Source organism: Anaerolineales bacterium (genome assembly GCA_022866145.1).
In the GTDB taxonomy this organism is placed as follows: Bacteria; Chloroflexota; Anaerolineae; order Anaerolineales; family E44-bin32; genus PFL42.
The window spans coordinates 1-4,018 of record JALHUE010000261.1 but is presented as its reverse complement, the minus strand read 5'-3'; the positions used below and the strand labels follow the sequence as shown (position 1 = coordinate 4,018).

General features: G+C 64.6%; 4 protein-coding genes. 3 read left to right on the top strand and 1 reads right to left on the bottom strand.

What is annotated here, in order from left to right:
• The first annotated feature begins 74 nt into the window (after positions 1-74).
• From MUO23_08100 to MUO23_08090, 3 genes are all read left to right on the top strand, one after another.
• Positions 75-830 carry a hypothetical protein gene (locus MUO23_08100; protein MCJ7512917.1) on the top strand — a complete coding sequence of 252 codons (756 nt, stop codon included), beginning with the start codon at positions 75-77 and terminating at the stop codon, positions 828-830.
• A 500-nt stretch (positions 831-1,330) separates the two neighbouring features.
• Positions 1,331-2,056 carry a TrkA family potassium uptake protein gene (locus MUO23_08095; protein ID MCJ7512916.1) on the top strand — a complete coding sequence of 242 codons (726 nt, stop codon included), beginning with the start codon at positions 1,331-1,333 and terminating at the stop codon, positions 2,054-2,056.
• Between the two features lie 13 nt (positions 2,057-2,069).
• Positions 2,070-3,461 (top strand): hypothetical protein, encoded by a 1,392-nt coding sequence (locus MUO23_08090; GenBank protein MCJ7512915.1) that lies wholly within the window; start codon positions 2,070-2,072, stop codon positions 3,459-3,461.
• A gap of 254 nt (positions 3,462-3,715) precedes the next feature.
• On the opposite strand, the gene MUO23_08085 is transcribed toward MUO23_08090, so the two are convergent.
• On the bottom strand, positions 3,716-4,018 hold a 303-nt coding region (locus MUO23_08085), incomplete at its 5' end, for a DUF4013 domain-containing protein (GenBank protein ID MCJ7512914.1).

The window sequence follows — 4,018 nt, the reverse complement described above, 5'->3', positions numbered from 1 at the left end:
TCCATAAGAGGAGGCTGCCTTGATCTCCTCAGGTTGGCCTCAGCCGGAGGCGCACACATTCTAGGGAGGCAGCAATGAGCATTGGCCCGATCCAGGTCTTCGTGTTCGGATTCGACTCCACCGACAAGCTCAAGGGCGAGGCCCTACAGGAATTGTTTCGCCTGCGGACGCGCGGCATCGTCCGCATCATTGACATTATGTTTGCCAAGAAAGAGGCGGACGGCCAAATCCGCGCCCTCGAGATGGAGGGACTCACTCCTTCGGAGAAAGCCGAACTCGGGAGTGTGGTCCGCGGATTGATCGGCAAGGGCGCCACCAGCCCGACCGGCGCTCAAGCCGTCGCCAAGGCCGATCTGCTGGACGCTTCCCTGCAGTCTGTCGGCCTGAGCATTGCCGATTTCACCCGGGCGCTCGAGGCGCTGCCGGTCGGGAAGGCCATCGCCGTGCTGATCCTCGAGCACACCTGGGCTGGGCCCTTCCGCGATGCTCTGCGCAAGGCAGGTGGCGTGCCGCTCACACAGGGGTATCTAACCGCTGAGGCCTTGCAGCTGGTGGGCCGCGAAATCCAGGCGGTTACCGAAGCCGAGCAGTCCATTGAACTCGCCGAAGCCATCAAGGGCGTCGCCGTGCTGGACATCCTGGCAACCATGGAAGCAGCCGATCGGATGAAGACCGCCATCGCCGCCGACGTCTTGCGCACCTTGGTTGTGGCCCAGATGATCGAAGAAGAGGCGGTGGACGAGGCGATCGACACCCTCGTTGCAGCCGGCTACATCGAAGAGCAGGCCAGGCTGCAGGCCAGCCAGCGCGCCGCCGAACAGGCGAAGTAGGCCGATCGAGCAGCCCTCGAGGCTGCAGGAGTTGCTCTCCAATGCGTGGAGCACCTTCCGACATTTTCCAGCAACAAACATCGGGGGAGGCGACATCGCCTCCCCCGATGTTCTCGAGCATCGCACGGACCGGCGTACGTAGACCCCCCGCCGAGGGCGGTGACAGGTCGGCAGAGCAGGTGCAGGCAGGACATCGCCCAGCCCCCCAATCGCCGGCACGCCCCGCTGTGACTCGAGGCCCTCCTGCAGCCCCCGATAGGCCCGGCCAGATGGCGAATCCAGCCCGCTCTCAGCGGCTTTCCCACCTTCCCAGCGCGGTGTCCGATCGCCTGTAGGCGTCTAATCGTTTCCATCGATCGTCCTTGGGCTTGAGCACCCGCCTTCCGGCCTGAGGTCGGCCCACCCGTGGAGAAGGAAGCGGAGGCGGATGGACTGGCCCTATCGCAGTCAGGTTCTTTCCCCGCGACCCGTGTAGAATGTCGGCGTGGAGGCTCGCAGCCATGGGAATACGCGACGCATTGAAAAGGCTCGTTCATCGGCCCAAGGCAGACCGTCCCCGCCAGCCTGGGAAGGCCCAAGCCGTAGGCCAAGAGTACGCCGTGATCGGGCTCGGCAGGTTCGGTCGGACACTGGCGTTGCGCCTGAGCGCGCTCGGCATGACGGTCATGGGAATCGACATCGATCCCAAGAAGGCGACCCGGATTGCCGACTCTCTTAGCGCCTCCCTGGTCTTCGACGCCTCTCTCGAGGACGGTTTGCGTGAGGCCGACATCGAGTCGTTTGACACCGTCGTGGTCGCCCTTGGCGGGGATCATTTTGAAGCCGCTGCCCTGGCCACGATCTCGCTGGCCCGCATCGGTATCCGGCGGATCATTTGCCTGGCCAACTCAAAGCGCCAGGAAGAGATCCTGCTGGCCATCGGAGCCCACCGCGTGCTCAACCCGATCGAAGAAAGCGGAACCCGCTTGGCCGACGAGCTTGCCGACCCCGGAATCGGCGAGACGTGGAACATCGAGGGCAGCACCCAGGTTGCATTGCTGCCCGTGCCGGGCCCGATGGTCGGGATGACAATGGAAAGCTGTCGTGAGAAGGGTGTTCACGTGCTGCTGTTGCAGCGCGGGGAGAAGAGTTATCTCCATCCCGGCGACCTGGCCTTCGAGCCTCATGACCGGATCCTGGTGGCCGGCGACGCCAGCAGCATCCAGGCCCTGCGCAAGCTGGCTTAGCTCAGAGCCCGGCATGTCGGATCCGGCCTCGCGCACGTCCCGTCTCATTCGCTCCGGCGGCATGGTCGTTCACGGCCGCCTCCCTGTCGCCTGGCGCCTGCTCTTGGGCATGGTTGGGTTGGCCCTGTTCGGCACGCTCCTTCTCAGCTTACCCGGCATGACAACCAGCCCCCTTCCACTGGGCGATCGGCTGTTCACGGCCACCTCAGCCGTCACAGTCACTGGCCTGACCGTCGTGACCACAAGCACGGCCTTCACCCCCCTCGGGCAGTTCGTCCTGCTGGGCTTGATCCAGATCGGGGGCCTGGGGTATGTTGTCTTGGTGGTGCTTGGCCTGCGGCTGCTGGGACGGCACGTCGCCCTGGCCGAGCGAATGGCTCTGGCCAGCGAGCTTGGAATCGGCAAGACCTACTCCATCTTCGAGATTCTGAAGCGCACCCTCGGCTTGATGATCATCGTCGAGGGTCTAGGCGCAGCGATCCTGTTTGTCTATTGGAGCCTGATCGACAAAGTCCCCGATGGGCGGACCCTGTTCTTCGCCATCTTCCATTCCGTTGCGGCGTTCTGTAATGCAGGCTTCGATCTCTTCACCGGTCTGCCCGGCTATGTCCCCGGCCCGCCGATCGACCATCTGACCGTGCTCGTGCTGGGCGTGATCGTCATCCTGGGCGGTCTGGGGATCCCGGTCTACCTGGACATTCTCAAGCGCCGCAAGATCGGCTCTCGATTTTCGACCCAAACCCGGGTGACGGTGGTCATCAGCCTGGTGCTGGTCTTCGCCGGGATGGGCGCTCTTCTGGTGACCGAGTACTGGCTGGGCGGCGCGCTGGCCGGCGTGCCATGGGGATCCCGCGTGGTTGTGGCCTGGTTTCAGTCGGTCGTCGCCCGGACCGCGGGCTTTCCCGGCCTATCCACGTTTGCCCCGCTGAAGCCTGCCAGCATTCTGGTCCTGATGGCCCTGATGTTCATCGGCAGCGGTCCAGCGTCGATGGGCGGCGGGATCACAACCGGCAGCTTCACCGTCGTCCTGATGGCGGTGGGCAACTTCGTCCGCGGGAACACCCGAGCCCGGCTAGCCCGGCGATCGGTTTCCCCGGAGACCGTGCTGCGGGCGACCACGATCATCACGGTCGCCACGCTGGCCATCGCCGGTGCCTCCTTCCTCATCCTGCTGACGAACCCGTTTGGCCTGCAAGAGGTCGTGTTCGAGGTCATATCCGCCTTCTCCACCGTCGGCCTTTCTCTGGGGATCACGGCCGACCTGAACCCCTTCGGCCGATGGGTGATCATGGCGATGATGATCTGGGGACGCCTGGGGGCGATGACCGTCGTGGTTGCCCTGACGCAGCACAAGGGCCGCCAAAGCCTGGTGGAGTATCCGGAGGCCGAGCTGTTGGTGGGGTGAGGCGCCGATCGCCTGCTCGCTTGCGCCCCGGGCCACGGCCGACAACCCCCACCGGATGTCATCCCGAGGCCAGTCTTTGGCCGAGGAATCTGCTTGTCGGGCTGGCCGCAGAGGCGACATGGCAAGGGCAAAGCAGATCCCTCGCGGCGCTCGGGATGACAGGACTCTCTGCATGTCATCCCGAGGCCGACCGCCCACAAAGGACAGCCGCCCTCTCGGGCGGCTGTCGCAGTCATTCTAGTTCCAGCAGGTCCCTAAGTCGCGGGCGGAACCTCTACGACGACCGAGGTCTCCCCACCAACCTGCCCAAACAGATGGGCGTAGACCACCAGGACCAGCGGGGTGACCAGCGCCGTCGCCGCCAGCGACAGCAGCCAGCCGACGCAAGGGATCCAGCCCAGAATCGTGCTGACAAGACCCAGCACTGCCGCAGCCACCAAGGCGAAGACAAAATACGCCAGCCAGGCCAGCACGTAGCCGCCCAGGTTCTCACCCACCAGGTGAAAGATCTCACGCAAGTAGAACGCGGCTGCGAAGGTCCGCCGTCGGGCATAGTT

What these genes read in the sequence shown, in the direction of transcription:
- MUO23_08100 (MCJ7512917.1), top strand. Translation starts at nt 75, where the DNA reads ATGAGCATTGGCCCGATCCAGGTCTTCGTGTTCGGATTCGACTCCACC.
- MUO23_08095 (MCJ7512916.1), top strand. Translation starts at nt 1,331, where the DNA reads ATGGGAATACGCGACGCATTGAAAAGGCTCGTTCATCGGCCCAAGGCA.
- MUO23_08090 (MCJ7512915.1), top strand. Translation starts at nt 2,070, where the DNA reads ATGTCGGATCCGGCCTCGCGCACGTCCCGTCTCATTCGCTCCGGCGGC.